This is a genomic window from Streptomyces sp. NPDC048671 (genome assembly GCF_055587045.1).
Genome location: NZ_JBVJHB010000007.1, coordinates 413,125 through 438,310, shown reverse-complemented (window position 1 = coordinate 438,310; position 25,186 = coordinate 413,125). Strand labels below are relative to the sequence as shown.

The 25,186-nt window shown below is 71.4% G+C and carries 19 protein-coding genes; 3 read left to right on the top strand and 16 right to left on the bottom strand.

The features are described 5' to 3' along the window. The 5 genes from ilvC to ACZ6S6_RS16950 form a co-directional block, all read right to left on the bottom strand. Positions 1–551 (bottom strand): ketol-acid reductoisomerase (gene ilvC / locus ACZ6S6_RS16970; protein ID WP_469706089.1); only part of this gene is annotated, 551 nt, incomplete at its 3' end. 98 nt (positions 552–649) lie between these two features. Beyond that, a complete protein-coding gene (ilvN, locus tag ACZ6S6_RS16965; protein ID WP_073738667.1) occupies positions 650–1,177 on the bottom strand; it encodes an acetolactate synthase small subunit in 528 nt (175 codons plus the stop codon). 23 nt (positions 1,178–1,200) lie between these two features. Next, entirely contained in the window at positions 1,201–3,057 is a 1,857-nt protein-coding gene (locus tag ACZ6S6_RS16960; RefSeq protein WP_469706088.1) for an acetolactate synthase large subunit, read from the bottom strand. Positions 3,058–3,274: 217 nt separating this feature from the next. Beyond that, a complete protein-coding gene (locus ACZ6S6_RS16955; RefSeq protein ID WP_362962842.1) occupies positions 3,275–6,112 on the bottom strand; it encodes an EAL domain-containing protein in 2,838 nt (945 codons plus the stop codon). Positions 6,113–6,396: 284 nt separating this feature from the next. Further along, positions 6,397–7,359 (bottom strand): 2-hydroxyacid dehydrogenase, encoded by a 963-nt coding sequence (locus tag ACZ6S6_RS16950; RefSeq protein WP_469706087.1) that lies wholly within the window; start codon positions 7,357–7,359, stop codon positions 6,397–6,399. A gap of 132 nt (positions 7,360–7,491) precedes the next feature. Here ACZ6S6_RS16950 and ACZ6S6_RS16945 point away from each other — a divergent pair, with 132 nt between their 5' ends. From ACZ6S6_RS16945 to ACZ6S6_RS16935, 3 genes are all read left to right on the top strand, one after another. Next, a complete protein-coding gene (locus ACZ6S6_RS16945) occupies positions 7,492–8,448 on the top strand; it encodes an aldo/keto reductase (RefSeq protein ID WP_362962962.1) in 957 nt (318 codons plus the stop codon). Between the two features lie 297 nt (positions 8,449–8,745). Continuing rightward, a complete protein-coding gene (locus tag ACZ6S6_RS16940; RefSeq protein ID WP_469706101.1) occupies positions 8,746–9,924 on the top strand; it encodes a PQQ-dependent sugar dehydrogenase in 1,179 nt (392 codons plus the stop codon). Between the two features lie 31 nt (positions 9,925–9,955). After that, positions 9,956–10,222 (top strand): DUF6191 domain-containing protein, encoded by a 267-nt coding sequence (locus ACZ6S6_RS16935; RefSeq protein WP_469706086.1) that lies wholly within the window; start codon positions 9,956–9,958, stop codon positions 10,220–10,222. On the opposite strand, the gene ACZ6S6_RS16930 is transcribed toward ACZ6S6_RS16935, so the two are convergent. The 11 genes from ACZ6S6_RS16930 to ACZ6S6_RS16880 all read right to left on the bottom strand — a co-directional run bounded on the left by ACZ6S6_RS16930 (position 10,219) and on the right by ACZ6S6_RS16880 (position 25,119). Further along, a complete protein-coding gene (locus tag ACZ6S6_RS16930) occupies positions 10,219–13,386 on the bottom strand; it encodes a helix-turn-helix transcriptional regulator (RefSeq protein ID WP_469706100.1) in 3,168 nt (1,055 codons plus the stop codon). The two genes, ACZ6S6_RS16935 and ACZ6S6_RS16930, sit on opposite strands and share 4 nt — an antisense overlap. Positions 13,387–13,444: 58 nt before the next feature. Further along, positions 13,445–13,624: a hypothetical protein gene (locus ACZ6S6_RS16925; protein ID WP_362962848.1), complete on the bottom strand. Its 180-nt coding sequence runs from the start codon at positions 13,622–13,624 to the stop codon at positions 13,445–13,447. 272 nt (positions 13,625–13,896) lie between these two features. Further along, complete coding sequence (locus ACZ6S6_RS16920; RefSeq protein WP_362962850.1) at positions 13,897–14,577, bottom strand: hypothetical protein; 681 nt, start codon at positions 14,575–14,577, stop codon at positions 13,897–13,899. A 71-nt stretch (positions 14,578–14,648) separates the two neighbouring features. Beyond that, positions 14,649–15,203 (bottom strand): GNAT family N-acetyltransferase, encoded by a 555-nt coding sequence (locus ACZ6S6_RS16915; protein WP_469706085.1) that lies wholly within the window; start codon positions 15,201–15,203, stop codon positions 14,649–14,651. A gap of 43 nt (positions 15,204–15,246) precedes the next feature. Beyond that, positions 15,247–17,472, bottom strand: a complete 2,226-nt coding sequence (locus tag ACZ6S6_RS16910; protein ID WP_469706084.1) for an MMPL family transporter — start codon at positions 17,470–17,472, stop codon at positions 15,247–15,249. 239 nt (positions 17,473–17,711) lie between these two features. Then, entirely contained in the window at positions 17,712–18,971 is a 1,260-nt protein-coding gene (locus ACZ6S6_RS16905; protein ID WP_469706099.1) for an SLC13 family permease, read from the bottom strand. Between the two features lie 82 nt (positions 18,972–19,053). Then, a complete protein-coding gene (gene gatB / locus ACZ6S6_RS16900; RefSeq protein ID WP_362962856.1) occupies positions 19,054–20,565 on the bottom strand; it encodes an Asp-tRNA(Asn)/Glu-tRNA(Gln) amidotransferase subunit GatB in 1,512 nt (503 codons plus the stop codon). A 17-nt stretch (positions 20,566–20,582) separates the two neighbouring features. Further along, the gene (locus ACZ6S6_RS16895; protein WP_079193645.1) at positions 20,583–20,825 is read right to left on the bottom strand and encodes a hypothetical protein; all 243 of its coding nucleotides are present in this window, start codon (positions 20,823–20,825) and stop codon (positions 20,583–20,585) included. After that, positions 20,822–22,324, bottom strand: coding sequence for an Asp-tRNA(Asn)/Glu-tRNA(Gln) amidotransferase subunit GatA (gatA, locus tag ACZ6S6_RS16890; protein WP_362962858.1), 1,503 nt, complete (start codon positions 22,322–22,324; stop codon positions 20,822–20,824). The genes ACZ6S6_RS16895 and gatA overlap by 4 nt, the downstream gene beginning before the upstream one ends. A 6-nt stretch (positions 22,325–22,330) precedes the next feature. Beyond that, complete coding sequence (gene gatC / locus ACZ6S6_RS16885) at positions 22,331–22,627, bottom strand: Asp-tRNA(Asn)/Glu-tRNA(Gln) amidotransferase subunit GatC (protein WP_024492941.1); 297 nt, start codon at positions 22,625–22,627, stop codon at positions 22,331–22,333. A gap of 323 nt (positions 22,628–22,950) precedes the next feature. Then, entirely contained in the window at positions 22,951–25,119 is a 2,169-nt protein-coding gene (locus ACZ6S6_RS16880; RefSeq protein ID WP_469706083.1) for a putative bifunctional diguanylate cyclase/phosphodiesterase, read from the bottom strand. Between the last annotated feature and the right edge of the window lie 67 nt (positions 25,120–25,186).

Genomic DNA, 25,186 nt, shown 5'->3' with positions numbered 1-25,186 from the left:
AACGTCGTCTTGATGACGCCCGCCCGCGTGCCGCCGATGCCCTTGGCGTACGACAGCGCCAGCTCCAGGCCCTTGCCCGTGGCGTCCTGCTCGACGGCCACGATGCACGGAACGCCGCGGCCCTCCTCGTACTGACGCCGGACCAGGTGACCCGGGCCCTTCGGGGCGACCATGCAGACGTCGACATTGGCCGGCGGCTTGATGAAGTCGAAGCGGATGTTCAGGCCGTGGCCGAAGAACAGCGCGTCGCCGTCCTTGAGGTTGTCCTTGACGGACTCCTCGTAGACCTGGGCCTGGATCGGGTCCGGAACCAGGATCATGATGACGTCGGCCTCGGCGGACGCCTCGGCCGGAGTGACCACACGCAGGCCCTGCTCCTCGGCCTTCGCCCTGGACTTCGAACCCTCGTGCAGACCGACACGGACGTCGACACCCGAGTCGCGCAGCGACAGCGCGTGGGCGTGGCCCTGGCTGCCGTAACCAAGGACCGCGACCTTGCGGCCCTGGATGATGGACAGGTCGGCATCGTCGTCGTAGAACAGCTCGGCCACTGGGTCTTCTCCTTGGTGTGCAGGTGTTGCGTCCCACCGTACGGCGGGGTGCGTCAGTTACGTTTTCGGGTCTCGCCATACGAGCGGCGAGGCGGCGGCTACGCCGTGCGGTCGAGGGCGCGCAGTGACCGGTCGGTGATCGAGCGCGCGCCACGTCCTATGGCGATGGTGCCGGACTGGACGAGCTCCTTGATGCCGTACTGCTCCAGCATCTTGAGCATCGCCTCCAGCTTGTCGGCGCCGCCGGTCGCCTCGATCGTGACGGCCTCCGGGGAGACGTCCACGGTCTTGGCGCGGAACAGCTGGACGATCTCGACGATCTGGGAACGGGTCTCGCTGTCGGCGCGGACCTTCACCAGGACGAGCTCTCGCTGGATCGCAGCGGCGGGCTCGAGTTCGACGATCTTCAGGACGTTGACCAGCTTGTTGAGCTGCTTGGTCACCTGCTCCAGGGGCAGGCCCTCGACATTGACCACAATGGTGATGCGGGAGATGTCGGGATGTTCGGTGGTTCCGACCGCGAGCGAGTCGATGTTGAAGCCGCGGCGGGAGAACAGGGCGGTGATCCGGGCGAGGACACCGGGCTTGTTCTCGACCAGGACGGAGAGCGTGTGCTTGGTGGACATGGAGGTCTGTCTCTCTCTGTCTCTCAGTCTTCTTCGTTGTCGCCGAAGTCGGGGCGGACACCGCGGGCTGCCATGACCTCGTCGTTGGAGGTGCCGGCGGCGACCATCGGCCACACCATGGCGTCCTCGTGGACGATGAAGTCGATGACGACCGGGCGGTCGTTGATCGCGTTGGCCTCGGCGATGACCTTGTCCAGGTCGGCCGGGTCCTCGCAGCGGATCGCGTAACAGCCCATGGCCTCGGACAGCTTGACGAAGTCGGGCACCCGGGTGCCCTTCGCCGGGACGCCGTCCGTGTCGGCGCCGGAGTGCAGCACGGTGTTGGAGTACCGCTGGTTGTAGAAGAGGGTCTGCCACTGGCGGACCATCCCGAGCGCGCCGTTGTTGATGATCGCGACCTTGATCGGGATGTTGTTGAGCGCGCAGGTGGTGAGCTCCTGATTGGTCATCTGGAAGCAGCCGTCACCGTCGATCGCCCAGACCGTACGGTCCGGCATCCCGGCCTTGGCACCCATCGCCGCCGGCACCGCGTACCCCATCGTCCCGGCGCCGCCGGAGTTCAGCCAGGTGGCGGGCTGCTCGTACTGGATGAAGTGCGAGGCCCACATCTGGTGCTGGCCGACGCCCGCCGCGAAGACGGTTCCCTCGGGGGCGAGTTGGCCGATCCGCTGGATGACCTGCTGCGGCGAGAGGCTGCCGTCCTCCGGCAGGTCGTAGCCGACCGGGTAGGTCTCGCGCCAGCGGTTGAGGTCCTTCCACCAGGCGGTGTAGTCGCCGGTGTGGCCCTCGGTGTGCTCGGCCTGGACTGCCTGGACGAGGTCGGCGATGACCTCGCGGGCGTCCCCGACGATCGGCACGTCGGCGTCGCGGTTCTTGCCGATCTCCGCCGGGTCGATGTCGGCGTGCACGATCTTGGCGTACGGGGCGAAGCTGTCCAGCTTGCCGGTGACCCGGTCGTCGAACCGGGCGCCGAGCGCGACGATCAGGTCGGCCTTCTGCAGCGCGGTGACGGCGGTGACCGCACCGTGCATGCCGGGCATTCCCACGTGCAGCGGGTGGCTGTCGGGGAACGAGCCGAGCGCCATCAGCGTGGTGGTGACGGGCGCTCCGGTGAGCTCGGCCAGAACCTTCAGTTCGGCGGTGGCTCCGGCCTTCATGACGCCGCCGCCCACGTACAGCACCGGGCGCTTGGCCTGGGTGATGAGCTTGGCGGCCTCGCGGATCTGCTTGGCGTGCGGCTTGGTGACCGGACGGTAGCCGGGCAGGTCCATCACCGGCGGCCAGCTGAAGGCGGTCTTCGTCTGGAGGGCGTCCTTGGCGATGTCGACGAGGACGGGGCCCGGACGGCCGGTGGAGGCGATGTGGAAGGCCTCCGCGATCGTGTGCGCGATGTCCTCGGCGCGGGTGACCAGGAAGTTGTGCTTGGTGATCGGCATCGTGATACCGCAGATGTCGGCTTCCTGGAAGGCGTCCGTACCGATGGCGGCCGAGGCCACCTGGCCGGTGATCGCGACCATGGGCACGGAGTCCATGGCCGCGTCGGCGATCGGGGTGACCAGGTTGGTGGCGCCCGGCCCGGAGGTGACCATGCAGACACCGACCTTGCCGGTGGCCTGTGCGTAGCCGGTGGCCGCGTGACCCGCGCCCTGCTCGTGGCGGACCAGGATGTGGCGGACTCGGGTGGAGTCCATCAGCGGGTCGTACGCCGGCAGGATGCAGCCGCCGGGGAGTCCGAATACGGTGTCGGCCCCGACTTCCTCGAGAGAACGGATGAGGGACTGCGCGCCCGTGAGGTGCTCAACGGTGGCGGACGACGATCCGCCGTTACGGGCGCGCGGCTGGGGATGGTGGGCCCCGGTGGCCTGCTCGGTCATCGGCATTCTCTTCTCGAAGCTGAGGGTTTTTGCGAGTGTTTTACGACGTTTTGCGTAGTACCGGTGCAACAAAAAACCCCTCGTGCCGTGAGGCAAGCGAGGGGAGCGCGCCGGTGCGGTCTGCAGAGTGTCATCGAGGGACTCTGCTTCAGCCGACGCGCTTTCCAAGTACGAGAATTCGGGTGCGCATGGCATTGACCCTCTCTCCGAGGCACTCGACGTGTCAAGTGGGTGGGATGGGCGTCTCAGTATGTGAGCCGGTGAGGAGCGGGATCGAGCCGCCCGCCAGGACCGGCTGAGCGGCCGGGCTGCCGGGCACCGGGAACTCGCCGCGGACCAGGGCGCGGCGCAGCCGGTACTCGTCCAACGGCCCGGAGAAGGCCATGCCCTGCCCGTGCGTGCAGCCCATGGCGCGCAGGGCGAGGACCTGTTCCGGTACGTCGACGCCGTCGGCCACGGACTGCATGCCGAGGTCGCACGCGATCCGCAGCAGCCCGCTGGTGATCTTGTGCAGCCGGGCGGACTCGACGACACCCTCGACCAGACCGCGGTCCAGTTTCAGTACGTCGATGGGGAGCCGGCGCAGGGCGTTGATCGCGGCGTAGCCGCTGCCGAAGCCGTCGAGCGCGATGCGCACGCCGAGCCGGCGCAGAGCCACCAGCCGCTGTTCGAGTTCGTCGAAGGAGACCCTCGGGTCGCTGTCGGAGACCTCGATCATCAGTGCCCCCGACGGCAGCCCGTAGCGGGTGAGCAGCGCCTCGACGGAGCCGAACGGCATCCCCTTGTCGAGCAGCCGGCGGGCGGAGAGCCGGACGGCGACGGAGACCTGGTGTCCGGCCCTGGCCCGGTCGGCGGCCTGCTCGACGGCCTCTTCGAGGAGCCAGCGGCCCAGCTCGGCGGTGCGGTCGCTGTCCTCGGCGACGCGGAGGAACTCGGCGGGGGTGAACAGGATGCCCTGGGCGGAGCGCCAGCGGGCCTGTGCCGCGACGGCGGCGACCGTACCGCTGGTCAGATGCACCACGGGCTGGTGGAGCAGCGCGAACTCGCCGTCGCGCAGGGCGGTGCGCAGCCGGGCCGCGAGCTCGGAGCGGCGTACCACCTCGGCCTGCATCTGCGGGGCGTACAGCTCGACGCGGTCCTTGCCGCCCGCCTTGGCGCGGTACATGGCGAGGTCCGCGTTGCGCATGAGGTCGTTGGGGGTGATGGCGGGCTCGGCGAAGGCGACCCCGATGGAGGCGGTGACCCGGACCTCGCCGGCGCCGATCCGGTAGGGCTGGGAGAGGGTGAGGCGCAGCCGGTCGGCGATCTCGTGGACCTGGTACTCGCGGGCGGTCTGCTCGCGGCTGCCGTCTCCGACGATGAGGGCGGCGAACTCGTCACCGCCGAGCCGGGCGGCGGTGTCCCCGGCCCGTACGGAGTCCTGGAGGCGGCGGGCGGCCTGGATGAGGAGCTCGTCGCCCGCCTGGTGGCCGAGCCGGTCGTTGGCGGCCTTGAAGCCGTCCAGGTCGATGAAGAGCACGGCGGTGCCCGCGTCACCGGCCCGGCGGCCGCTGAGGGTCTGGCGGACGCGGTCGGTGAACAGTGCGCGGTTGGGCAGGTCGGTGAGCGGGTCGTGCTCCGCGTTGTGCTGCAACTGGGCCTGCAGCCGGACCCGTTCGGTGACGTCGCGGCTGTTGAGGATCAGCCCGCCCTGGTGGCGGTTGACGGTGGACTCGACGTTCAGCCATTCGCCGCTGCCGGACCTGAAGCGGCACTCGATACGGGTGGTGGGTTCGTCGGCCGGCGGAGCGGCGAGGAAGCGGCGCACCTCGTGCACCACCCCGCCCAGGTCGTCGGGGTGGATGATCGAGGCGAGCTCCGCGCCGATGAGGTCGTCCGCCTCGCGCCCGTAGACACCGGAGGCGGCGGGGCTCACGTAGCGGAGTATGCCGGTCGGGGCGGCGATCATGATGACATCGCTGGAGCCCTGCACCAGGGAGCGGAAGTGGTTCTCCTTCTGGGCCAGTTCCTGGGTGAGTGCGATGTTGTCGACGAGCATGATGCCCTGCCGGACGACCAGCGCGAGCACCACCGCGCATCCGGTGAAGACCACGACACGGTCCACCCGGCGGCCCTCGATCACGTTGTAGAGGATGCCCAAGGTGCAGACGGCGGCGGCGAGATACGGCGTCAGCGCGGCCAGCGAACCGGCGATGGGGCGGCTGGTGGTACGTGGCGCGGGCCGCTGCTGGACAGCGTCGCCCTCCTCGCGGCCGGCCCCCCAGGGGGCGTAAGCGAGGAGCAGCGAACCGGCGAACCAGCCCGCGTCGAGCAACTGGCCGGAATGGTACGTCTGGCGCAGCAGCGGCGAGGTGAACAGGGCATCGCACAGGACGGTCAGGGCGAGGGCGGCGATGGCGGTGTTGACCGCGGCGCGGTTGACGCTGGACCGCCGGAAGTGCAGCGCGAGCACCATGGAGACCAGCACGATGTCGAGCAGCGGGTAGGCCAGCGAGAGCGCCGCCTGCGCCACGCTGGCGCCTTCGACGTCCGCCAGATGTGCCGTATGGGCGAGGGCGAGGCTCCAGGAGAGCGTGAGCAGCGATCCGCCGATCAGCCAGGAGTCGAGTGCCAGGCAGACCCAGCCGGCCCGGGTGACGGGGCGCCTGGCGAGGACGAGCAGCCCGACGATCGCGGGCGGCGCGAAGCAGAGGTAGAAGAGGTCGGCGAGGGAGGGGCTGGGCACCGGGAGCCCGCGCACGAACTCGTACCAGCCCCAGACCGCGTTGCCCCCGGCCGCCATGAGCGAGGAGAGCGAGAACAGCAGCCAGGCCGGCCGGAACCGGTTGTCCGCCGCGCGGGCGAAGAGGAAGCAGGAAACGGCGGCGGCCAGGGCGGCGGTACTGAGGCCGAAGTCGCCCATGAAGAGCGCCAGCTGCGCCGAGCCCCAGCCGACGCCCGCACCCACCGCGTATCCGGCGCAGGCGAGGCCGAGGAGGAGCTGCGGGAGCAGCGCGGGCGTCCTCCCGACAGCCGGTTGTCTGGTCAGGAGCGCTCCGCGGGTGCTCGACGGCGCGCTCACCGGGGTGCCCCCGAGGTCTCCGCACGGCCGCGGCGCCGGCGCACCGGACGCATCGTCGACCGCCTTCGGCCGCCCCGCCGTTTCGGATCGTTCGCCCATCGGCCGTACATCGCCCGTCGCCCCCTCGCGTGTGGCTTCCTCCCCGACGCCGTCCCTTCCACGGCGCAGCCTCCCTTTCGGGACGATACACCAGACTCGTCACAGAGGGACATAGTTCCTCTACTCTCCGTGACGACCTGGGGACTTGTCGGCACCGAGCGCTTCAGAACGTGCTCGCAGCGTGTTCAGCCGGTGGTACGCACGACGTTGTGGACCGGTTCCCCCGCGGCGAAGCGGCTGAGCTGTCCGGCGATCAGACGCTTGGCGCGCGGCAGGAACGCCGAAGTGCTGCCGCCCACATGCGGAGTGATCAGGACGTTCGGAGCATGCCAGAGGGGATGGCCGGAAGGGAGTGGTTCCGGGTCGGTGACGTCGAGTGCGGCGTGCAGCCGGCCGGACTCGAGTTCGGACAACAGGGCCTTGGTGTCGACGACACCGCCACGGGCGACATTCACCAGCAGCGCCCCGTCCGGCATCGCCGCGAGGAAGTCCGCGCCCACCAGCCCTTGTGTGGAGGGGTTCAGCGGGGTGGACAGAATCACGATGTCGGCTTCGGGCAACAGTGCGGGCAGGTCGTCGAGCGTATGTACGGGACCGCGTGCGGTTGTCCGCGCAGAGCGTGCGACGCGCGCCACCCGCGCGCACTCGAAGGGCGCGAGCCGGTCCTCTATGGCGGAGCCGATCGATCCGTACCCGACGATCAGCACGGACTTGTCGGCGAGCGCCGGGTAGAACCCGGACAGCCACTCCTCGTTGTCCTGGCCGCGCACGAAGCCGGGGAGGCCGCGCAGGGAGGCGAGGATCAGGGCGAGGGTCAGCTCGGCGGTGGACGCCTCGTGGACCCCCTTGGCGTTGCACAGCCGCACACCGGCGGGCAGCAGGCCGAGACCGGGCTCGACGTGGTCGATGCCCGCCGAGAGGGTCTGCACGACCCGCACCGCGCTCATCCCGGCGAGCGGACGGATCGCGACCTCCGGTCCCTTCATGTACGGAACGACATAGAAGGCACAGTCCGCGGGGTCGGCCGGGTAGTCCTGCCCGCCGTCCCAGAATCGGTAGTTGAGACCCTCGGGGAGTCCGTCGATACCGTCGGCCGGAATCGGCAGCCACACCTCGGGGGCCGCGGTGGAATTCGTGGTGGAAGTCATGGTCAGGAGGCTATGCGAAGGCGCGCGGGGAGCAGAGGTTAGTTTGTGGGTCCGGAGTGATCCCGTGCCGGCGGGGCCGAGGGAGGGTTCGGGGAATTGGAGCGCAGGAGTCTCGGCGCGGCGGCGCTCGCCGTGGGCGCGGTCGGTCTCGGCTGCATGCCGATGAGCTGGGCGTACGGCGCCTCGCAGCAGCGTGGCGACGATGCCTTGCGCGCGGTGCACGCGGCGCTCGACGCGGGCGTCCAATTGCTCGACACGGCGGACATGTACGGCCCGTTCACCAACGAACTGCTGCTGGGGCGGGCGTTGAAGGGGCGCCGTTCGGAGGCCTTCGTCTCCACCAAGTGCGGGCTGCTGGTGGGCGATCAGCACATCGTGGCCAATGGCCGTCCCGGCTACGTGCGGCGGGCGTGCGACGCCTCGCTGCGACGGCTGCAGACCGATGTGATCGATCTGTACCAACTGCACCGGGCCGATCCCGAGGTGCCTGTCGAGGAGACCTGGGGCGCGATGGCGGAGCTGGTGGCCGCGGGGAAGGTGCGCGCGCTCGGGCTCTGTGCGATCGGGGCGCGGGCCTCGCGCCGGCCGGGTGCGCGGCTGCATGACGGAACGATCCGGCAACTGGAACGGGTGCAGCAGGTGTTTCCCGTGAGCGCCGTGCAGGCGGAGCTCTCGGTGTGGTCGCCCCAGGCGCTGGAATCGCTGCTTCCGTGGTGTGCGGCGCGGGGTGTGGGGTTCCTGGCGGCGATGCCGCTGGGCAACGGCTATCTGACGGGGACGCTCACTCCGGGGCAGGGCTTCGAGCCGGAGGATCTGCGGGCCAGGCATCCGCGGTTCACCGCCGAGATGATGGCGGCGAACCAGCCGGTGGTGGTGGGGCTGCGCCGGGTCGCCGAACGGCACGGGGCGACGCCCGCGCAGGTGGCGCTGGCCTGGGTGCTGCGGCAGGGGCCGCAGGTGGTTCCGGTGCCCGGGACCAAGCGGGAGCGCTGGGCGGTGGAGAACGCGGGGGCGGCCGGTCTGACACTGACGGCGCAGGACCTGACGGAGATCGACCGGCTGCCGCCGGCGCGGGAGTCGTGGGACTGAGCACGGGCGGTGGGCGGGGCGGGGCGGGGCCGGCGGGCGGACCGGGGACGGCCGGCCGCCGGCCGCTCACCGCTGACCCGCATCGCTGACCCGTATCGCCGGCCCCTGATCGAAAAAGTCGGCTGTCATCGGGAACCTCGCGTCGGGCGGCGGTGTAAGAACAGTAGACAGGCGGCCGTCGAAGGGATCAGTGCGGTGTTCGGATCTGGGCAGGACCCGGTGGGGCGTCACATGACGTGTCACGGGAGTGGTCGCGTTGCGCGGCGGCAGCCGGGGGCGGGAGTGCGGCGCGGCGCGGTGGCCGTGCTGGCGGTCGGCGCCCTGCTGCTCGCCGCGGGGTGCTCCTCGCAGGAGGGGGCGGAGAGCACCGTGGGCCAGGGAGCGAGATCACCGGCCGGGTCCTCGACGGCCACGTCGAGCCCGGCGGCCTCCCCGTCCGCCTCGCGCCCCGCGGCCGAGCTGCCGCCCGCGAAGGGCTCGGTGAAGGTGGTGTCGACCCTCACGGAGGGGCTGGACTCGCCGTGGGGCCTCGCGGCCCTGCCGGACGGTGACCTGCTGGTCTCCTCGCGCGACAAGGGGACGATCACCAGGGTCGACGCGAAGAGCGGGAAGAAGACGCTGCTGGGCGCCGTGCCCGGAGTGGCTCCCGCCGGGGAGGGCGGGCTGCTGGGGATCGCCGTCTCCCCCACCTTCGGCACGGACCATCTGGTGTACGCGTACTTCACCACCGCCTCGGACAACCGCATCGCGCGCATGCTCTACGACGAGAAGGGCACGGCACCCGGCCGGATGCTGGGCGCTCCCGACACGATTCTGCGCGGCATCCCGAAGGGCTCCATCCACAACGGCGGGCGCATCGCCTTCGGCCCGGACCACATGCTGTACGCGGGGACGGGCGAGACGGGGGATCACGGCTTCGCGCAGGACAAGAAGTCGCTGGCCGGCAAGATCCTGCGGATGACGCCGGACGGCGAGCCGCTGCACGGCAATCCACAGGCCGACTCCGTGGTGTATTCGTACGGTCACCGCAATGTGCAGGGGCTCGCCTGGGACAACCACAAGCGGCTGTGGGCGTCGGAATTCGGCCAGGACACCTGGGACGAGCTGAACCTGATCGTGCCGGGTGGAAACTACGGCTGGCCGGACGTCGAGGGCAAGGCGGGCAAGGCGGGGTTCCGTGATCCCGTGGCACAGTGGAAGACGTCCGAGGCGTCACCGAGCGGCATCGCTTTCGCCAAGGGTTCCATCTGGATGGCCGGTCTGCGCGGTGAGCGGCTCTGGCGGATTCCGCTGTCCGGTACGGCGGACAAGGAACCTCTGGCGGCCCCGCAGTCGTTCCTGAAGGGGAAGTACGGCCGCCTGCGCACCGTGCTCGCGGCCGGAGGCAACAAGCTCTATCTCGTCACGAGCGAGACGGACACCCGTGGCACCCCGAAGCCGGGAGACGACAAGATCCTGGTGCTTGAGGTGCGGTAGCGGCTACAGCAGGCGGAAGGGTGCGCGGCCCGTGTTCAACTTCTTCGAGGAACTCTTCGCACCGGGCCGCAAGCACGCTGCCGAGGAACAGCGGAGGCTGGAGCTGAGCCGGGTGGATCTCGGCATCGGCGACCCGGCGCGCGGCCCGATAGACCTCACCTCGGGCAAGGTGGTGGTCCGCCGGCCGGACGCCGGAGACGAAGACCCCGAAGACGGGGACGCCGAGGACGGGGACGCCGGGGACGGGGACATCGGCGGTGCGGACGCCGGGGGCCCGGATCGAAACGACAGACCCTAGGAACCTGTCGGCGTGCGGTAGAGACGCAGCCGGTGGGCGAGCGCGGCGGCCTCGCCCCGGCTCGCCACCCCGAGCTTGGCCAGGATGTTGGAGACGTGCACGCTCGCGGTCTTGGGCGAGATGTAGAGCTCCTCGGCGATCTTGCGGTTGGTGTGGCCGTCGGCGACGAGCCGGTGCACGTCCTGTTCGCGCCGGGTCAGCCCGAAGGACTCCACAGCGGCGGCAGCCGTGGCCCGGAGCTGCTCGTCGGAGTGGTCCCGCCCGGTCTGCTCGGCGGTGGCGCTGTCGCTGTCCGGGACGGTGACGGCCACCAGGATCTCGTCACTCAGGCCCGAGCCCGCGCCGGGACCGTGGGGCGCGTCGGGGGCGGTGAGGGTGATGCGGGCGCGGCCGGCCAGCAGCTCGATGGTCTCGGCCAGCGGGCGGGCGCCGAGACGCAGGGCGGTGCCGTGCGCCTCGCGCAGCAGGGCGGTGGCCGTGGGCCGGTCGCCGGAGGCCACGAGCAGGGCCTCGGCCCAGCGGTGGCGGATCTGGGCCAGTTCGTACGGCCGGTGCAGCGGGGTGAAGGCCTGTGCCGCGCGGGACCAGTGATCAGGGGTGTCGAGGCCTTCGGCACGAGCCAGCTCGGCATCGACGAGCAGACCGTAGGCAGCCCATACGGGGACGACCATCGGCAGCCGCTTGAGGTGCGCACGGATCAGGGCGAGATTCGCCGGCCGGCCCGGCTCGGTGGCGGGCAGACCGCGGGCGTCGGCCTCGGCCGCCGCGACGACGTGCAGCAGAGGCAGGGCGTAGCGCTGGGTGCCGGTCGGGAAGCCGACCTCCGCCTGGGCCTCGAACGCCGTCCGGGCCTCGGAGAAGCGGCCCTGCTGGACGGCGAGGGTGACGGTGTGGCGCACGGCGTTGATGACGTACTGGGGCTGCGGGTCGCGGGAGCCGAAGCTCCGCTTGTTCAGCGCGAGTTGCCGTTCGGCCTCGGCGAAGTCTCCGCGCGCCAGCGCCACTTCGGTGCGGCGGGCGGCGACCAGGCCCTGGGGCTTGCGGGACAGCGCCGTGCGGGCAGCGGCCTCGGTGGTGGCCAGGGCCTCGTCCCAGTGGCCGAGCGAGAACAGGGACATCGCCTGGTTGGTGCGGACCCAGGCCTCCGTGTCGGCGATGCCGTGGCTGTGGCAGATCTCGATCCCGTGATCGGCGGCGGCCACGGCTTCCAGGGAACGGCCCATGGCTTCGAGGGTGGAGGGGAGATTGATGCCGGCCCGGCCCATGACGCCGATGAGGCACAGCTCGTCGGCCCGGTCGCGGACGGCGTACATCTCGGCGATGCCGTCGTCGATGTCTCCGGCATCGGCGGTCAGCCAGCCCCGGGTGAGGCGTGCGTGCAGCTCGATGTACTCGTCGCCGACCAGCCGGGCGTACTCCACGGCCCGGTCGGCGGCGGCGAGGGTCTGGGCACCGGGGCGGTGCAGGGCGCCCCAGCCGGCCACGCTCATCAGCACCTCCGCGTGGACGGCCGAGGGGGGCAGTCCCCGGACCAGCTCCTCGGCGGTGGCCAGCTCGTCCCAGCCGTCGCCCCGGGTGAGGTCCTGGATCAGATGGGAGCGCTGGACCCAGAACCAGGCGGCCCGCAGCGCGTCGTCCTCGCTCTCCAGGATGCGCAGGGCCTTCTTGCAGATGGCGAGGGCCCGTTCGCGATCGTTGCCGAAGCGGGCGGCGACGGTGGCCTCGGCCATCAGGTCGAGGTAGCTGAGGGGGTTGGCGCTGTCGCGGCCGCAGGCCGGGTAGACCTCGGCGTAGTCGATGGGGCGCAGAGTGCCGCGTATCGCTTCGGGAGCGTCGTCCCACAGCTCCATCGCCCGCTCCAGGAGCCGCAGTTGCTCGGAGAAGGCGTTGCGGTGGCGTGCTTCGACCGAGGCCTTCAGTACGGCGGGCAGGGCCTTTGCGGCATCGTGCGCGCCGTACCAGTAGCTGGCCAGCCGGGTGGCGCGCTCCCCGTCGCGGACGAGGGTGGGGTCGGCCTCCAGGGCCTCGGCGTAACGGCGGTTGAGGCGGGAGCGTTCGCCCGGCAGCAGGTCGTCGCTGACGGCCTCGCGGACCAGCGAGTGCCGGAAGCGGTAGCCGTTGCCCTCCGGAGTGGTGAGCAGCAGATTGGCGCCGACCGCTCCCCGCAGCGCTTCGATGAGGTCGTCCTCGGCGAGGCCGGCGACGGCGGCCAGCAGTTCGTACTCGACCGCGGAGCCGCCTTCGGCCACCACCCGGGCGACCCGCTGGGCGTCGTCGCTGAGTGTTTCGACCCTGACGAGGAGGAGGTCGCGCAGTGAGTCGGGGACCCCGGCCCCGTCGCCGCACTCCAGGCTGCAGGCGAGCTCCTCGACGAAGAAGGCGTTGCCGTCGGAGCGCTCGAATATCTCGTCCACCAGCGCCGGTTCGGGAGTGTCCGCGAGGATGCCGGCGAGCTGACGGCGGACCTCGGCCCGGTTGAAGCGGGCGAGTTCGATGCGGCGGACGGTCCGGAGCCGGTCCAGTTCGGCCAGGAGCGGGCGCAGCGGGTGGCGGCGGTGGATGTCGTCGGACCGGTAGGTGCCGACCACGACGAGGCGGCCGGTGCGCAGCGTACGGAACAGGTAGCCGAGGAGGTGCCGGGTGGAGGCGTCGGACCAGTGCAGGTCCTCCAGGACGAGGACGACCGCGCGTTCCCCCGAGATGCGCTCCAGCAGCCTGCCGGTGAGCTCGAAGAGCCGGGCGGTGCCGTGCTCGTCGGCCGAGTCCCGGCCCGGCTCACCGAGTTCGGGAAGCAGCCGGGCCAGTTCGCCCTCCTGCCCGGCGCAGGCCGCGGCCATCTCGTCGGGGAGGGTGCGGCGCAGGGCGCGCAGGGCCGCGGAGAAGGGGGCGTACGGCAGGCCGTCCGCGCCGATCTCCACGCAGCCGCCCACGGCGACGACGGCCCCGCGGCGGGCCGCCACCGCGAGGAACTCCTCGACCAGGCGGGTCTTGCCGACACCCGCCTCCCCACCGACGAGCAGCGCCTGCGGCTCTCCGCAGGCGCAGCCGGCCGGGCCGGCTCCTTCGGCGGTGGCACGGGCGAGCGCGTCGGTGAGCGAGGTGAGTTCACCTGCGCGGCCGACGAACACCGGACTGACTGACCTGGTCTCCACGGAGCCGAGCATCGCATACGGGTCCGACAGCTCGGAGCCGGGAAGCTGGACAGGCATCGTCTTTCGGCCCTTACGCGGCGTGCGCGAACCGTTCCCGTTCCCTGTCCGCGCTCACCGTCCTCTCGCGCTCCTTACGTGCCGAGCTGCGGGCGGCCCGGTCGGCGCGACGTGCTGCCCGGATGAGCCGCTCGTTGTCGGCGCGGCGGATCATTTCGGCCTGCCTGATCTTCTGGAACTCCAGCGTGAACATGCGATTCCCCCTTGGTGACGAGGGCCCGTTGGGCCTCGGTGGCGGCAGTTCGTCTGCCGTGCCTCCACTTTCGTCCCCCAGGGGGTGCCGCCGCATCGGGCGAGTTCCGCATCTCTGACGGGCCGGTGCCTTAGGCGGCTGCCCACGCCGCCGCACAAGGGCCGCGGTCACCCCCGCGGATGCCTTAGGCCGCGCCGGAAGGCGCCGTACGGGGGGCGAGAAGCCCGCCGTACGGGCGGCGAGAAGCAGCGGGAGGGGAGTACCCCGGCCGGTCAGCTTCCCGCGGTCGCGGCGGCCGCCGTGGGCAGGGCGACGATGAGGTCGAAGTACATGCCGACGGAGATCAGCACACCGATCACACCGAGCGCGATGCCGCCCATGGCCACCGCGCGGACCCAGCCGGCCTGCGGGTGCGCGGACGGGGCGCCGAAGGCGGGGCGGACCAGGACGTAGATTCCGACCAGCAGGGCGACGAGCCCGAAGAGGCCGTTGACCAGGGCGGTGGCGTGCCAGGCGTCGCCGTAGATCTCGGAGATCTGCTGCGCCGCGGAGCCGCCGGACGACGTCTTGATCTGCCCGATGAGGGTCTCGCGCTCGGCGGCGACCCGGCCGCTCCAGGCCCCGGTGAGCGAGACGATGCCGAGGCCGGCGGAGACGACGGCCGCGGCTGCGGTGCCGAGGCCGGCGGACTCCTTGTCGGACCCGTCGTCGTCGAGGTCGAGGCCGAAGTCCTGCTCCGCCGCGTCCGGACCCGCGTCCGCGTCCCCGTCCGTGTCACGGTCCGTGGGCTCCGCGGACTCCGTGCGTGCCTCGTCGGGCCGCCCCGCCGTCTCGGGTCGCTCCGCCGTGTCCTTGGCCCCGGCGGTGTCGGTGACGGCCTTCTCCGCCGTCGTCTTCTCTCCGTCGCCCTCGGCGACGGGAGCTGTGGGAGTAGTGGGAGTGGTGGGGTTCATTTCCCGCACGCTAGGTGCCCCGGATGAGAACCTTCTTAACGCCCGGCGGCTCCCCGCTCCCGTCCCCCGGCTCAGCCCTGCCGGGCCCGCCATTCCGGGGCCAGCACGGACCATATCTCCGAGTCGTGTCTCACACCTCGGTACAGGTAGTTCTGGCGCAGCACGCCGTCCCGCTTCATCCCGAGCCGCTCGGCCACGGCGATGCTCCGGGTGTTCGCGGCGGACGCGTCCCACTCGACCCGGTGCATACCGCGCTCCAGGACCGCCCAGTCGATCAGCCGGGTCGCCGCCCTGGTCACCAGGCCGTGCCCCTGGGCCGCGGGCTCCAGCCAGCAGCCGACCTCGCAGTTCCCGGACTCCGTGTCGAAGATCCGGAAGAGGACCCCGCCGACCAGCGTGCCGTTCAGCCAGATCCCGTAGAGCCGGCCGGTGTCGGCCGCCTGCTTCTCCGCGTACCGGCGCAGCAGGTCCCGCGCCGATTCCAGGTCGGTGGCGAAGGAGGCGAACGGGATCCACGGGTCGACGAGATCCCGCGCCCGGTCCATGTGGTCGAGGAACTCCCGCGCCTGCCAGATCTCCAGCGGCCGCAGCTCCGCCCCGTCGTCCCCCAGCGGTACCGCGAACATCGTGCCCCTCCTCGTAACTCGCCCGGCGCGGTTCCGCGCCGGGTCAGCGGACGCGCCGCGCGGCCGGTACGGCTTCGTCGTCCGGGCTCGCGGCCGCCCCCGGGATCTTCGCATGGGGCGCCCGGCAATCGGGAGGCTCGATGCTGAGACGCGGCAGCCTGCGGTCCAGCCAGCCCGGCATCCACCAGTTCGCCCCGCCCAGCAGATGCATCAGGGCCGGGACCAGCAGTGTGCGCAGGACGAAGGCGTCCAGTGCGACGGCCGCGGCGAGCGCGATCCCGAACATCGCGATGACCCGGTCGCCGCTGAGCACGAACGCGAGGAAGACCGAGATCATGATCACCGCGGCCGAGTTGATCACCCGGCTGGTCTCGGCGAGGCCGACCCGGACCGCCCGCCGGTTGTCACCGGTCTCCAGCCACTCCTCGTACATCCGGCCGACCAGGAACACCTGGTAGTCCATGGAGAGGCCGAAGAGCACGGACACCATGATGACCGGCAGGAAGGGTTCGATGGGGCCCGAGCTGCCCAGCCCCAGCAGCTCGCTCCCCCACCCCCACTGGAAGATCGCGACGACCACGCCGAACGAGGAGGCGACCGCCGCCACGTTCATCACCGCCGCCTTCAGCGGGATGCCGACCGACCGGAAGGCCATCAGCAGGAGCAGGCAGCCGAGCCCTATGACGACACCGATGAAGAGCGGGAGTTTCCCGATGATGATCTGTCCGAAGTCGTCGTAGCTGGCCGTCACGCCGCCCACATGGGTCTGGAGCGAGGTGTTGTCGGCCGCCTTCGGCAGGACGTCCGTACGCAGCCGGTCGACGAGCTCGCTGGTCTGCTGGGACTGCGGCGCCGAGTCCGGGACGACGGTGACGAACGCGGTGTCGCCGCTGGAGTTGTACGTGACCGGGTCGGCCGACGCGACTCCGTCGGTGGCGCGCAGCGTGGCGGGCAGCGCGTCCATCGCCAGCCGGTCGTCCGCGCCGTCGAGCTGTGCGGCGATGGTCAGCGGTCCGTTGACGCCGGGACCGAATCCGTCCGCCAGCAGGTCGTACGCCTGCCGGGTGGTCGAGGACTTCGCGTTGTTGCCCTGGTCGGAGCTGCCCAGGTGGAGCGAGAAGGTGGGGAGCGCGAGGACGAGCATCACCACCACCGCGATCCCGCCGAGCAGCTTGGGGTGCCGCTCCACGAAGGCGGACCAGCGCGCGGCGAAACCGGTGGGCAGGTCCGGCTGCGGGCCGTGCTCGGCGAGCCGTCTGCGCTCGCGCCTGCTCAGCGCCCGCATGCCGATGAGGGACAGCAGGGCCGGCAGCAGCGTCACGGCGGCCGCCACGGTCAGTACGACGGTGAGCGAGGCGGCGACGGCGACCCCGTTGAGGAAGCTCAGCCGCAGGATCAGCATGCCCAGCAGCGCGATGCAGACGGTGGCCCCGGCGAAGACGACGGCCCGCCCGGTCGTGGCGACCGCGTGCTGCGCCGCCTCGGGGACGGTCATGCCGCGCCGGAGCCCTCTGCGGTGCCGGGTGACGATGAAGAGGGCGTAGTCGATGCCGACCCCGAGCCCGACGAGCATCCCGAGCATGGGTGCGAAGTCGGCGACGGTCATCACGTGCCCGAGCAGCACGATGCCCGCGTACGCGGTGCCGACCGAGACGAGAGCGGTGGCGATGGGCAGCATGCTGGCGGCGAGCGAGCCGAAGGCGATGAAGAGCACGACGGCCGCGACGGCGACCCCGATGGCCTCGCTGAGGTGTACGGCGGGCGCCTCGGTGAGGGCGACGGCCGAGCCGCCCAGCTCGACCCGGAGGTGTTCGCCCGAGGCGGCCTTCGCGGTGCTGACGACCGCCTCGGCCTGCGCCACCGGTACGTCGTCGGCCTGCCCGTCGAAGGTGACCGTGGCGTAGGCCGTGCGCCCGTCCGCGCTGATCTGTGCGGCGCCCGCCTGGGTGTAGGGGCCGCTGACGTCGCCGACACCAGGCAGCCGTTCGACCGCGTGCAGGGTCCGGGTCATCTTCTGCTCGACGTCGGCCGCCCGCACGGTGGAGTCGTCGGTGTGCCAGACGATGGTGTCGGTGTCCCCGCCGAGGTTCGTGAAGCCGCTCTTCAACAGGGCGGCGGCGTGGCCGGATTCGGTGCCGGGCGCCTCGTAGTCGTTCGTGTAGGAACTGCCCGCGAACACCGCACCCGCGGCCGTGCCGCCGAGGGCGAGCAGCCAGATGAGGACGGCGACGAGACGGTGGGCGATGCACCAGCGGGCGATAGCAGCCAAGGGACGAGCTCCCTGCGGGTTCGTGGTCTCTCCGGCGGCTCGGGAGAACCGCACGCAGGAAACGCATGACCTTGAGACCGTCACTCTGACAGCGAACTGTGATCATTTGCCCGATTCGTGGTCATACTCACAGGCGTCGGATCCGCATATGGGAGACATCTCCGCGGCCGTCCGGCGGGCTCGCGGACCGCGCGTGACGGGCACGAACGCCCGCGGTCCGACGCCCGCCGGCGCAGGCGTCAGACCCCGATCACCCGCAGCGCCCCCCAGAGCGCGACCGTCGACACCGCCAGCGTCGCCGGTACGGTCAGCAGCCCGAGCCGGGTGAAGTGGCCGAGCTCCGGCGCCTGGTCGTGCGTGTGCAGGATGCGACGCCACAGCAGGGTGGCGAGCGAGCCGACGTACGTGAGGTTCGGCCCGAGGTTCACCCCGATCAGCGCGGCCAGCAGCGGCCCCGGCCCGGCCGCCGCGACGACCGGGAGGAGGGCGAGGATCGCCGGCAGGTTGTTGATCAGGTTGGCGAGCACCGCCGCCACCGCGGCCACCGCCAGCAGCGCGGGCAACGAGGACCCGCCCGGCAGGAGCCGGGCGATACCGGTACCCAGACCGTGGTCGACGACCGCCTTGACGACGACGCCCAGGGCCAGCACGAACAGGCAGAACGGCACGTTCGCGGAGTGCACCAGCCCCTTCACGGTGGTCTCCCGTCTCGCCAGCGCCCGCACGGCCAGCACGGCGGCGCCCGCCAGCGCCGCCCACAGCGGCTCCGCGCCCGCGAACGAGGTCACGGCGAATCCGCACAGGGTCAGCACCAGGACGACCAGGGTGAAGACGGGGAGGACGGGCCGGTCGTCCGCCGGCTTCGGCGGGTACGCCCCCGCCGCCAGGTCGGCCGCGAAGAACCGGCGGAAGACCACGTACTCGACGGCGATCGCCGCCAGCCAGGGCAGCGTCATCAGGGCGGCGAAGCGGGTGAAGGAGAGACCGCTGGCCGTGAACGCCAGCAGGTTGGTCAGATTGGAGACGGGAAGCAGGAGCGACGCGGAGTTGGCGAGGTGCGCGCAGGCGTACACGTACGGGCGGGGGCGGGCCCCGACGCGGGCCGCGGTCGCGAGGACGACGGGCGTCAGCAGGACCACGGTGGCGTCCAGACTGAGCACCGCCGTGATCACCGACGCGACGGCGAAGACGCCCCCGAGCAGCGGGCCGGTCCGCCCGCCGCAGGCGCGGGCGACCAGGTCACCGGCCGCCCTGAACAGCCCTTCGTCGGCGCAGAGCCGCGCCAGTACCAGGATCGCGGCGAGGAAGCCGACGACCGGCAGCAGGCTGTCCACCTGGGACCGGGCCTGGGGCCAGGAAACCGCGCCCACCACGATGACCAGCACCGCGGCGGGCACGGCGACGGTCGCCTCCGGCAGTCCCCGGGGGCGTACGACGGCGAACGCCAGCACCCCCAGCAGGAGGGCGACGGAGACGATCTCGGCGGTGACTGCGTTCAGTGGGCTCTCCGGAGCGGTGAAAGGGGCGGTGCGCCCGGTGGTACCGGATGCACCGCCCCTTCGAGGACGTACGGGGACGGGCTCAGCCCTCGACGCCGAGCTTCTCCAGGATCAGTTCACGCACCCGGGCCGCGTCCGCCTGGCCGCGGGTGGCCTTCATGACGGCGCCGACGAGCGCGCCGGCGGCGGCGACCTTGCCGCCGCGGATCTTGTCCGCGATGGCGGCGTTGCCCGCGATGGCCTCGTCGACCGCCGTGGACAGCGCGCCCTCGTCGGAGACGACCTTCAGGCCGCGCTTCTCGACGACGGTGTCCGGGTCGCCCTCGCCCGCGAGGACGCCCTCCAGCACCTGGCGGGCCAGCTTGTCGTTGAGGTCGCCCGAGGCGACGAGCTCGGCCACCCGGGCGACCTGCACCGGGGTGACGGGCAGCTCGTCGAGACCGCGGCCGGTCTCGTTGGCGTTACGGGCCAGCTCGCCCATCCACCACTTGCGGGCCTGGTCCGAGGGTGCGCCCACCTCGGTCGTGGCGACGATCAGGTCGACCGCGCCCGCGTTGAGGATGGACTGCATGTCGTGCTCGGAGACGCCCCAGTCCTCCTTGAGCCGTGCGCGGCGCAGCCGCGGCAGCTCGGGGAGACCGCCCCGCAGCTCCTCGACCCAGGCGCGGGCCGGGGCGACCGGTACCAGGTCGGGCTCCGGGAAGTAGCGGTAGTCCTCGGCGTTGTCCTTGATGCGGCCGGCCGTGGTGGAGCCGTCCTCCTCGTGGAAGTGCCGGGTCTCCTGCACGATCGTGCCGCCCGAGTTCAGCACCGCGGCGTGGCGCTGGATCTCGAAGCGGGCGGCCCGCTCGACGGAACGCAGGGAGTTCACGTTCTTCGTCTCGGAACGGGTGCCGAACGCCTCGCGGCCGTGCGGGCGCAGCGACAGGTTCACGTCGCAGCGCATCTGGCCCATCTCCATCCGGGCCTCGGAGACGCCGAGCGCCTTGATGAGCTCGCGCAGCTCGGCGACGTACGCCTTGGCGACCTCGGGGGCCCGTGCGCCCGCTCCCTCGATCGGCTTGGTGACGATCTCGATGAGCGGGATGCCCGCGCGGTTGTAGTCGAGCAGGGAGTGGGACGCGCCGTGGATACGGCCGGTGGCGCCGCCGACGTGCGTCGACTTGCCGGTGTCCTCCTCCATGTGGGCGCGCTCGATCTGCACCCGGAAGATCTCGCCGTCCTCCAGCTGGACGTCCAGATAGCCGTCGAAGGCGATCGGCTCGTCGTACTGGGAGGTCTGGAAGTTCTTCGGCATGTCCGGATAGAAGTAGTTCTTCCGGGCGAAGCGGCACCACTCGGCGATCTCGCAGTTCAGCGCGAGACCGATCTTGATGGCGGACTCGACGCCGATCTCGTTGACGACCGGCAGCGCGCCGGGCAGCCCGAGGCAGACCGGGCAGGTCTGGGAGTTGGCGTCCTGCTTGAGCTCGGTGGAGCAGCCGCAGAACATCTTGGTCTTGGTGCCCAGCTCGACATGGACTTCGAGGCCCATGACGGGGTCGTACGTCGCGAGGGCGTCCTCGTACGACTCCAGGTCAATGACAGCAGTCACGGTGAAAACTTTCCCTCTCAGCCCAGCAGGACGTCATCGTCGCCGAGACGCTTCAGTTCGCGATAGAGGATCGCGAGGCCGGTGACGATGGCGGCGGCGGACACGGTCGCGTCGATGAGGCGCAGTGTGTCGTTGTCGTTGCGCGCGAGCCTGATCTGCTTGGCAACACTGATCGCGCCGAACGCGGTGCTGCCGAGCGATACGTACAGCCCGGTCTTCGACTTCTTGAAGTTCGTGGCCTTCTTTGCCATGGCACTCATAGCGACGGAGCCTCCTCGAGCAGCGGGTGCCCCCACTTTTCCACGAACGCGGCCTCGACGGCGGCTCCGACCCTGTACAGCCGGTCGTCCTTCATGGCGGGAGCGATGATCTGCAGCCCGACCGGCAGTCCGTCCTCCGGCGCCAGGCCGCAGGGCAGCGACATGGCTGCGTTGCCGGCCAGGTTGGTCGGAATGGTGCACAGGTCCGCGAGGTACATCGCCATCGGGTCGTCGGCGCGTTCGCCGATCGGGAAGGCGGTGGTGGGTGTCGTCGGGGAGACGATGACGTCCACCTGCTCGAAGGCCTTCTCGAAGTCCCGCGTGATCAGGGTGCGGACCTTCTGCGCCGAGCCGTAGTAGGCGTCGTAGTAGCCGGAGCTCAGCGCGTACGTGCCGAGGATGATGCGGCGCTTGACCTCGTCGCCGAAGCCGGCCTCGCGGGTGAGCGCGGTGACCTCCTCGGCGGACTTCGTGCCGTCGTCGCCGACCCGCAGGCCGTAGCGCATGGCGTCGAAGCGGGCGAGGTTCGAAGAGCACTCGGACGGCGCGATGAGGTAGTACGCCGAAAGGCCGAGGTCGAAGGACGGGCAGTCCAGCTCGACGACGGTGGCGCCGAGCGACTTCAGCAGCTCGACCGACTCGTTGAAGCGCTGGACGACACCGGCCTGGTAGCCCTCGCCGGAGAACTGCTTGACGACTCCGACGCGCATGCCCTTCACCGAGCCGTTGCGCGCGGCCTCGACGACCGGCGGGACCGGGGCGTCGATGGAGGTGGAGTCGAGCGGGTCGTGTCCGGCGATGGCCTCGTGCAGCAGCGCCGCGTCCAGGACCGTACGGGCGCAGGGGCCGCCCTGGTCGAGGGAGGACGAGAAGGCCACCATGCCGTAGCGGGAGACGCCGCCGTAGGTGGGCTTGACGCCGACGGTGCCGGTGACGGCGGCGGGCTGGCGGATCGAGCCGCCGGTGTCCGTGCCGATGGCGAGCGGGGCCTCGAACGAGGCGAGCGCGGCCGAGGAGCCGCCGCCGGAACCGCCCGGGACACGGGTGAGGTCCCACGGGTTGCCGGTCGGGCCGTAGGCGCTGTTCTCGGTGGAGGACCCCATGGCGAACTCGTCCATGTTGGTCTTGCCGAGGATGACGATGTCGGCGGCCTTGAGCCGCTTGGTGACGGTCGCGTCGTATGGCGGGACCCAGCCTTCGAGGATCTTCGAGCCGACGGTGGTCGGCATGTCCTGCGTGGTGAAGATGTCCTTGAGCGCGAGCGGGACGCCGGCCAGCGGGCCGAGCTTCTCGCCCGCGGCCCTCTTCGCGTCGACGGCGCGGGCCTGCGCGAGCGCGCCCTCGCGGTCGACGTGCAGGAAGGCGTGGACCTTCTCGTCCACGGCCTCGATCCGGGCCAGGTGGGCCTCGGTGACCTCGACGGCCGTGAGCTCACCGGAGGCGATCCTCGCGGCGGTCTCGGCGGCGGTGAGCTTGATGATGGTGCTGATGTCCGTCATGGCTTTTTAGTCCTCCCCCAGGATCTGCGGCACCTTGAAACGCTGCTGCTCCTGGGCCGGGGCGCCGGAGAGCGCCTGCGCGGGGGTGAGCGAGGGACGGACCTCGTCCGTCCGCATGACGTTGGTCAGCGGCAGCGGATGGGAGGTCGGCGGTACGTCTTGGTCGGCGACCTCGGAGACGCGGGCGACCGCGCCGATGATGTCGTCGAGCTGACCGGCGAAGTGATCGAGCTCTTCGCCCTTCAGCTCCAGACGCGCCAGCCGGGCGAGGTGGGCGACCTCCTCGCGCGTGATGCCAGGCATGCAGCGATCCTCAGGGGTTGGTGTGTGGTTCTGGCCGGGGCCGGTGGCACATTTCCGCCGTCCGTCCGAAGGACGGGCCGCGCGGCGTCCGGTGCGTGCGATCGCAAGGCGCCGGAGCGCTCTCGTGGCGGAGCCACGTGGGCGCTTCGGCGACACGGCGAGCGTGCGTGCCAGACGTCGCGCGGCAGGTGGAAATGTGCCGCCGACCCCCAATCCTATGGGGTCCTCCGTACCAGCCACGGCCACCCGTGGAACACCTGCTCAGCGAAGCGGCAACCGGGCGCCTCCGGGCGCCTCACCGCAGGCCCACGCCCGCGCCCCGCCTACGACGTCGCGGGCCGCGAGTCGACGGTCCGCCCGGAGGGGCGCTGCTCCAGCTCGGGCGCCGCCGCGGTGGTCACACCCGCCGCCGCTGCCGCCGCGGCGGCGGCCGCCGCCAGCTCCGCCGGCCGCCGCCACCCGTGCTCGCCCCGCGCCCGCAGCCACGCGGTCGTCTCCTGGGGCGGCATCGCGGCGGCCACCAGCCAGCCCTGGACCGCGTCGCAGCGCAGGTCCCGCAGGCGCTCCCAGGTCTCGTCGTCCTCGACGCCCTCGGCGACGACCAGCAGGCCGAGCGAGTGCGCCAGGTCGATCGTGCAGCGGACGATCTCCGCGTCCTCGTGGTCGATGGCGAGCCGGGCCACGAAGGACCGGTCGATCTTGAGCTCGCTGACCGGCAGCCGCCGCAGATGGACGAGGGAGGAGTACCCCGTGCCGAAGTCGTCCAGGGACATCTTCACCCCGTGCCCGGTGAGCCCGGCCAGTGTGTCCGCGGCCCGCTGCGGGTCCTCTAGCAGTACGTGTTCCGTTATCTCCAGCTGGAGGGCACCGGCCGGAACGCCGTGCCGGGCCAGCCGGGCCGCGACGCCGCCCGCGAACCCCGGGGTGTGCACGTCGCGCGGGGAGACGTTGACCGCTACCGGGACGAACAGCCCCTGCGCCCGCCATCTCGCGACCTGGGCGAGCGCCGTCTCCAGTACGTACTCGGTGAGGTGCGGCATCAGCCCGGACGACTCGGCGATGGCGATGAACTCGTCCGGAGGGACCCGCCCCCGCTCCGGGTGCACCCAGCGGACCAGGGCTTCGAGACCGGCCACCTGTCCGTCGAAGCGGACCTTCGGCTGGTAGTGGAGCTCGACCTCGCCGGCGTCCAGCGCGCGCCGCAGATCACCGAGGAGCCCGAGCCGGTCCGGGGTGTTGCTGTCGCGCTTCGACTCGTACACCTCGACGCCCGTGCGGTCGCGCTTGGCCTGGTACATCGCCACGTCCGCGCGGCGCAGCAGACCCTCGGCGTCCAGCGCGTGGTCGGGGTAGACGGCGACGCCCGCGCTGGCCTCCAGCACCAGGGTGAGCCCGTCGAGGTCGAGCGGGGAGGAGAGTTCGGCGACCAGGTGGCGGGCGATCCGCTGGGCGCTGGTGGCGGAGTCCGCGGCCGGCAGCAGGACGGCGAACTCGTCGCCGCCGAGCCTGGCCGCCTCCGCCCCGCGCGGCAGGGCGAGGCGCAGGCGTTCCGCTATCTGGAGCAGCAGCCGGTCACCCGCCAGATGGCCCAGGGTGTCGTTGACCGCCCGGAAGCGGTCGAGGTCGATCAGGACCAGGCCGGCCCGGGTGCCGACGCTCTCGGCCTCCTCCAGGGCCGTCCAGGTCCGTTCCAGCAGCCACTGGCGGTTCGGCAGTCCGGTCAGCGGGTCCCGCAGCTGCTCCTCGGCCCTGGCGCGGGCGATCCAGAGCGTGGAGTCGAGCGCGATCAGCGGGACCGCGAAGAGCGGCAGCAGTACCGGCATGGCCATGGCGACGACGCAGATCAGCGGTGCGATGCCGAGCAGGGCGACGGCGACGAGGCCCTGCCGCAGCAGTGCGGTGCGGGCGACGGTCGGCAGCCCGCCGCCCTGGGGCCGGGCGTACCAGAGCAGCACCCGGGTGACGAGCAGATAGGTGGAGGCGGCGAGGAGGACTTCCGGGACGACGTCGATACCCCAGTCGAGTGGCTGCCAGGGCGACTCGACGGTCTGCACCTCGCCGAACGCGGCCATGACCAGCGCCGCCGCGCCCACTCCCAGGATGTCCACCGCCCCGTGCAGCAGCCCCTGCCACCAGCGGTGCCTGCGCGCCATCCCGACGAGTACGACCACGACCAGGCTGACCAGGCCGGCGGGCACCCAGCCGTAGAGCAGCAGCACGGCGAGCGTGAGGGCGGCCCCGGAACCGGTGCCGCCCCACCAGCGGTCGCGGCCGAGCGCCACCAGATGACCGACGACGATCCCGGTGAGCACGGCGAGCGACCAGCCGGCCCTGCCGTCCGGGAAGAGCGCGTGTCCACCGCTCACGGTCCGGTAGAAGCCGGTCGCGAGCTGGACGGTGGCGAGGGCCACGACGACAGCGCCCACCTTGGGCGTGAGTCCGGCGAAACCCTGCAGCCGCGACACCGGTGCGGCGTTCTCGGTCGGTTTCATTCCGTCCCTCTCACAGCCGGCGGTGCCGATGTCACCTGATGGTTCCGTTCGCTGCCACCACGCCCGG

Excerpts from the sequence above, each read along its gene's own strand:
- ilvN (WP_073738667.1), bottom strand. The coding sequence starts at position 1,177 with ATGTCCACCAAGCACACGCTCTCCGTCCTGGTCGAGAACAAGCCCGGT.
- ACZ6S6_RS16930 (WP_469706100.1), bottom strand. The coding sequence starts at position 13,386 with ATGCTCGGCTCCGTGGAGACCAGGTCAGTCAGTCCGGTGTTCGTCGGC.
- ACZ6S6_RS16925 (WP_362962848.1), bottom strand. The coding sequence starts at position 13,624 with ATGTTCACGCTGGAGTTCCAGAAGATCAGGCAGGCCGAAATGATCCGC.
- gatC (WP_024492941.1), bottom strand. The coding sequence starts at position 22,627 with ATGCCTGGCATCACGCGCGAGGAGGTCGCCCACCTCGCCCGGCTGGCG.
- ACZ6S6_RS16915 (WP_469706085.1), bottom strand. The coding sequence starts at position 15,203 with ATGTTCGCGGTACCGCTGGGGGACGACGGGGCGGAGCTGCGGCCGCTG.
- ACZ6S6_RS16920 (WP_362962850.1), bottom strand. The coding sequence starts at position 14,577 with ATGAACCCCACCACTCCCACTACTCCCACAGCTCCCGTCGCCGAGGGC.
- ACZ6S6_RS16950 (WP_469706087.1), bottom strand. The coding sequence starts at position 7,359 with ATGACTTCCACCACGAATTCCACCGCGGCCCCCGAGGTGTGGCTGCCG.
- gatA (WP_362962858.1), bottom strand. The coding sequence starts at position 22,324 with ATGACGGACATCAGCACCATCATCAAGCTCACCGCCGCCGAGACCGCC.
- ACZ6S6_RS16960 (WP_469706088.1), bottom strand. The coding sequence starts at position 3,057 with ATGCCGATGACCGAGCAGGCCACCGGGGCCCACCATCCCCAGCCGCGC.
- ACZ6S6_RS16880 (WP_469706083.1), bottom strand. The coding sequence starts at position 25,119 with ATGAAACCGACCGAGAACGCCGCACCGGTGTCGCGGCTGCAGGGTTTC.
- ACZ6S6_RS16895 (WP_079193645.1), bottom strand. The coding sequence starts at position 20,825 with ATGAGTGCCATGGCAAAGAAGGCCACGAACTTCAAGAAGTCGAAGACC.